Annotated in this window: 6 protein-coding genes and 1 pseudogene; all 7 read right to left on the bottom strand. The window is 35.1% G+C overall.

What is annotated here, in order from left to right:
• Nucleotides 1-167: 167 nt before the first annotated feature.
• Nucleotides 168-1,073, bottom strand: coding sequence for a sulfate adenylyltransferase subunit CysD (gene cysD, locus WBN21_RS09225; protein ID WP_424199578.1), 906 nt, complete (start codon nucleotides 1,071-1,073; stop codon nucleotides 168-170).
• A gap of 48 nt (nucleotides 1,074-1,121) precedes the next feature.
• Nucleotides 1,122-1,742, bottom strand: coding sequence for a phosphoadenosine phosphosulfate reductase family protein (locus tag WBN21_RS09220; protein ID WP_424199576.1), 621 nt, complete (start codon nucleotides 1,740-1,742; stop codon nucleotides 1,122-1,124).
• Nucleotides 1,743-1,756: 14 nt separating this feature from the next.
• Nucleotides 1,757-2,014: a DUF2061 domain-containing protein gene (locus tag WBN21_RS09215; RefSeq protein WP_424199574.1), complete on the bottom strand. Its 258-nt coding sequence runs from the start codon at nucleotides 2,012-2,014 to the stop codon at nucleotides 1,757-1,759.
• Between the two features lie 161 nt (nucleotides 2,015-2,175).
• On the bottom strand, nucleotides 2,176-2,595 hold the full coding sequence (locus WBN21_RS09210) for an RrF2 family transcriptional regulator (protein ID WP_424199572.1): 420 nt from the start codon (nucleotides 2,593-2,595) through the stop codon (nucleotides 2,176-2,178).
• A gap of 32 nt (nucleotides 2,596-2,627) precedes the next feature.
• Nucleotides 2,628-3,833, bottom strand: coding sequence for a polysaccharide lyase family 7 protein (locus tag WBN21_RS09205; RefSeq protein ID WP_424199570.1), 1,206 nt, complete (start codon nucleotides 3,831-3,833; stop codon nucleotides 2,628-2,630).
• 121 nt (nucleotides 3,834-3,954) lie between these two features.
• Entirely contained in the window at nucleotides 3,955-5,130 is a 1,176-nt protein-coding gene (locus WBN21_RS09200) for a trans-sulfuration enzyme family protein (protein ID WP_424199580.1), read from the bottom strand.
• A 153-nt stretch (nucleotides 5,131-5,283) separates the two neighbouring features.
• Nucleotides 5,284-5,539 (bottom strand): annotated as a pseudogene (locus WBN21_RS09195) (bifunctional aspartate kinase/homoserine dehydrogenase I); the annotation flags it as partial.

The following is a 5,539-nucleotide window of genomic DNA, read 5'->3' as shown; positions in this document are numbered from 1 at the left end:
TTAGTATCGTAAAGAATACGTCCTATTAACGTACTTTTTCCATCATCTACACTTCCTGCTGTTGCTATTTTTAATACTTCCATTCTTTTTATGCTGTTGGCTTAAAGCCTAAATTTGTATTCGTTTTTAAAGTTTTCCACTTTCGCGGAAATGACAAAAATGATATTCTAAAAATACCCTTGTTGTTTACGTTTTTCCATAGCTCCTTCAGAACGTTTATCATCAATTCTTGCACCTCGTTCTGAAATTGTTGAATCTCTAATTTCTTCTACAACTTTGGAGATAGATACCGCATCTGAATATACTGCTGCAGTACAACTCATATCGCCTACGGTTCTAAAACGCACCATTTTTTCTATGACTTCTTCATTATCATCTCTATAAACAACATCGTCATCAGCAGACCAAATCATACCATCTCTTAAAAAGACTTTACGTTTGTGAGCAAAATAAATTGAAGGAATTTCAATATTTTCTTTTTCTATATAAGACCAAACATCTAATTCTGTCCAGTTTGAAATTGGGAATACACGTACATTTTGTCCGTGGTTAATACTACCATTCAACATATCAAATAATTCAGGACGTTGATTTTTTTCATCCCATTGTCCGAAATCATCACGAACAGAAAAAATACGTTCCTTAGCTCTTGCTTTTTCTTCATCACGTCTTGCTCCACCAATAGCTGCATCAAACTTAAATTCTTCTAAAGCATCCAAAAGTGTTGTTGTTTGTAACATATTTCTACTTGCGTATCTTCCAGATTCCTCTTTCACTTTTCCTTCATCAATAGAATCTTGCACGTTTCTTACAATTAATTCTAAACCTAATTCTTTACACAAACGGTCTCTAAATTCAATCGTTTCAGGAAAATTATGCCCTGTATCAATATGCATTAATGGAAAAGGAATTTTCGCTGGATAAAATGCTTTAACAGCAAGTCTTACTAAAGTGATGGAATCTTTTCCTCCAGAAAATAATAACACAGGTTTTTCAAACTGCGCTGCTACTTCTCTCATAATGTAAATGGCTTCGTTTTCTAAGGAATTGATATGTGATGTATCTTTTTTCATTTTTAATTTTATTATACCTACAAGGTTTTTAAAACCTCGCAGGATATTTTAAGCGTGTAATCCACACTCTCTATTTTCTAATGCTTTTGTTGGGTCGAAATATTTAAATTCGTTTGGTAAGTTGTTTTCTTCTAAATACGTGTCTAATTTTTCATCAGACCAGAAATAAAATGGACTCACCTTTAAAACCCCATCTTTACTTAAACTAAAAATACCGATGCTGTTTCTAAATGCCGTTTGCCCTTGTCGCAGGTTTGTAAACCACACATTTGGTTTGTGTTCATCCATAGCTCTTTTAAAAGGCTCTAGTTTTACTTGTTCGGTAAACAAAGCATGTTCTGGAGCATCAACACTAGGAATTCCCATAACCACATCTCTGTGTGCCGATGTTTGTTTAGGTACATACAAAGACACATTCAAGTTTAAATCCTTAATAACTTGTTCTGCGTGTTTGTAGGTTTGTGGTGTATTGTAACCTGTATCACACCAAACCACAGGTATCGTAGCCTCTATTTTACTGACTGCATGCAAAATAGCGGCTTCATATGGTCTGAAGTTAGTTGTAACAACGGCTTTATTATTAAGCTGAAACGCCTTCTGAATAATTTCTGAAGGTGTTGCTTTTTCAAAGCTTTTATTTAATTCTTGTATTTGAGTTTCTGTAAACATGTTAATCTCTTTAATTATTTACCCCATTTAACTGTATTCCAAATACGCTCGTGGAAAAAATATAATACCATTTTAGTAACTAACTCGATTCCTCCAATTGAAAACGCTAAATCTAACTTCCCTGTAACTAACCAAGAAATTAAAATAGTATCTAAAGTTCCTATAGTTCTCCAGCTAAGTGATTTTACTACACTTCTTAATGGTTTTTCATTAGTACTATCTTCCTTGTAAGTAGCCTTTTCTTTATCTTTTGTTAACATCTGTGCAATCATTTGTTATCGTTTTATATTAATCCTATCGATTTAGTAGGGATTACAAATGTAAAACTTTTTACCGTACAAAAAAGGACTTTCATAACTTTTTAGAATAATGGAATGTTTTTAGGGAAAAACCTAGATAATTCTTTTAAAACAGGAATTATATTGAGAAATCTTTATTTGCCGCTTTTAGATAAATCGGCCAAAGTAGTATTTCTGAAAACTTGAAGTGTGCTATCTCTCACTTCAATCATCAGTTTATGAACGCTACAAAGGTTTTCATCAGGACAGTCATCGCACTTTTCATAGTAGTTAAGGCTAACACATGGTATCATGGCAATAGGACCTTCTAAAACACGCATGACGTCTGTCATTTTTACCTCCGAAGGGTCATGTCTCAGATAGTAACCACCATGTTTTCCTTTTTTTGATCCTAATACTCCAGACTTTCGAAGCGTTAACAAAATACCTTCTAAAAATTTTTGTGGAATTTGTTCACTCTTAGCAATTACAGACACTTGAATAGGCAAATCACTTTTACTTCTTGCAATAAAAGTAAGTGCTTTGAGGCCGTATTTTGTTTTTTTGGATAGCATTTTGCTAATATAAGTGTTTTAGAAACCTAATATTAATTTGTAGTATGCGATTTTTCTAAAGCATAAAATGTTGCTTGAACATAATCATCAGCATTTCCCGTATTATTCTGATTATAAACACCAGCTTTAAAATACATATACTGCCCTCCTACATTATAGCCACTTGTTGCCATATTTACAGTTTTAATAACATCAGCTTTTCCTTCTCTAGAAATTGTAACCGTTAAACTATCACCAACAACTTTTATGGTATAGCTAAATTTTTCGTTAAGCGCAATCCCATCTGAAGGATTGGAAGCACTATTACTTCTTGAACCTATCATTTCGTGCCATTGCTCACTTCCATAACCCTCTGCAGGTTCGTGCGCAAAATAAATAGACCCCAATTCGTTATTCACTAATTTTCTGTAATAAATCCGAATAGGCTCGTTGTCGTTTGCATGGATTTGACCAATAATAACGCGACCAATTTGACCACTATCACCTGTAGTTGTTACATAATTTACAGCAACAGTTGCATTCATAACGCCATCAAAACCTGCGGCTGCACTTTTATCTGATGCAGGAGCCGTACCAAAAACCCAATTGTTTTTATTAACACCTTGTGTGTTTATACTCGTATTTGTTCCTCTTAGCATTTCTCGCAATTCCGATCTTGTATAACTTGTGTTTATGGAAGTTTTAAACCCTGCTATTGGACATTTAAAAACCATGCCTCCGTCGTCAGCAGTATAAAAATATGCGCTATTTGTATATTTATTATTAATCTGACTAACAGTAATAGTCGTTGCTGTACCATTTCCATTGTCTACAGGAATACTCAAATTCCATGTTGATAAATCGAAATTTTCAGAAGGCGCTTTATTGGAATCTAAGCCTCCCGTACCTGGTTCCTTTCCAGCTTGAGTAATGGTTAAATTTCTTGATACATCTCCACCTATAACACTAATTATTCCAGTACGCTTAGCTTCTGTTGGGTTAGTAGATACAGTAATATTTATAGTCCCATTATTGGTTCCGAATTTGGGTGTAAGGGTAATCCAATCATTGTTATTTTCGGTATGCCAATATAAATTAGCCGTTACTGAAAGTGATTTTGTTTCTTGATTTGCAGAAAATTCAGAAACTGAAGATAGACTCAATTCTACAACCTTCTCTTCTTCATTTGAATCAGAAGAACTACAACTAATTATTGATGTAAAAATTAGAAGCGCAAAAATGATTTTTAATAGTTTCATAAATTTTATGTATTATATTTTAGCACCATGTCGTTCAATAGTATTATTTGAAATATACTTATAATAAAGAAGTTTCAAGGTACATTAATTGCAAAAACGATACCGAAAAATTTAGTTAAAATTATTTAGCCAAAGCCTGCTCCAAATCCTGAATAATATCATCCACATGTTCTAGCCCAACCGAAATACGCACCATTCCATCGGTAATCCCTGCTGCTTTTTTAACTTCTGGCTCAACCTTAGCGTGTGTCGTACTGGCAGGATGGGTTACAATAGTTCTAGTGTCTCCTAAATTTGCAGAAAGCGAGCACATTTTTATATTATCAAAAAACAATCGTCCTCCTTCTAAACCACCTGCAACCTCAAAAGCAACAATATTACCACCCAAACGCATTTGCTTTTTAGCAATGTCATATTTTGGGTGCGACTTTAAAAACGGATATTTTACCCAAGTCACTTTAGGATGCGCTTCTAAAAATGTCGCTAATTTCATAGCATTTTCGCAATGTTTTTCAACCCTTACGGCCAAAGTTTCTAAAGATTTTGATAAAACCCAAGCATTAAAAGGACTCAAAGATGGCCCCGTAAGTCTCGAAAACAAATAAATTTCACGAATTAATTCCTTTTTTCCAACCGTAATACCACCTAGCACACGGCCTTGACCATCCATTAATTTAGTTGCCGAATGAATCACCAAATCCGCACCAAATTTTATAGGATTTTGTAAATAGGGCGTTGCAAAACAATTATCAACCACCAGTAACAAATTATGCTTTTTACAAATGGTGCTTAAAAACGCTAAATCAAGAACATCAACTCCAGGATTTGTTGGCGTTTCAGCATAAATAAACTTGGTGTTTGGCTGAATTAAACTTTCAATCGTCTCAACTTCATCAATATTAAAATACGAACATTCAATATTCCATTTAGGAAAATATTTGGTAAACAAACCATGCGTGGCTCCAAAAACCGAACTACACGACACCACATGATCGCCGGCATTTAACAAGGTTGCAAACGTCGAAAACACAGCAGCCATACCACTTGCAAAGGCAAATCCACTTTCTGCACCTTCCATCGCACACACCTTTTCTACAAACTCGTTTACATTTGGGTTGCTATATCGGCTGTATAAATCGCGTTGCTTTTCTTCCGCAAACGATGCGCGCATTTCCTCGGCATCATCAAACACAAACCCCGATGTTAAATACAACGGCACCGAATGTTCTGAAAACTGCGTCGTTTCACTCTGCGTTCTTATCGCTTCTGTTTCAAAATGTTTTTTATTCACTTTAATTTATTTTAATCATTTTTTTTTATTTTGGCATTCCCCTATCGGGTCGGGCTTTCCGTTGCAAGTCCTCGCACTTCCTTCGTCAGGCTGCGGGATTTCCTCTGCAATCCCTAATGCGTCCATCCGCCAAAATCCATTCTTAAACCAAAATTTTGGTTAATTTATATGCTTACTCAACCTCAATATATCTCCAAAAACACCACGCGCCGTAACTTCTGCTCCTGCTCCAGCACCTTGAATTACTATAGGTTGTTCACCGTAACTTTCGGTAAATATTTCAAAAATAGCATCACTTCCTTTTACATGGCCCAATGTGCTATCCTCTGGAATAGATACTAATTTTACTTCCAACCGTCCTTTTTCTTGCGATAAATCGCCCGACAAATCGCCAACATAACGCAATACATGGCCT

Origin of the sequence: Algibacter sp., from assembly GCF_049667265.1 — a bacterium.
In the GTDB taxonomy this organism is placed as follows: Bacteria; Bacteroidota; Bacteroidia; order Flavobacteriales; family Flavobacteriaceae; genus Algibacter_B.
This window is presented reverse-complemented; position numbering and strand designations above follow the sequence as displayed.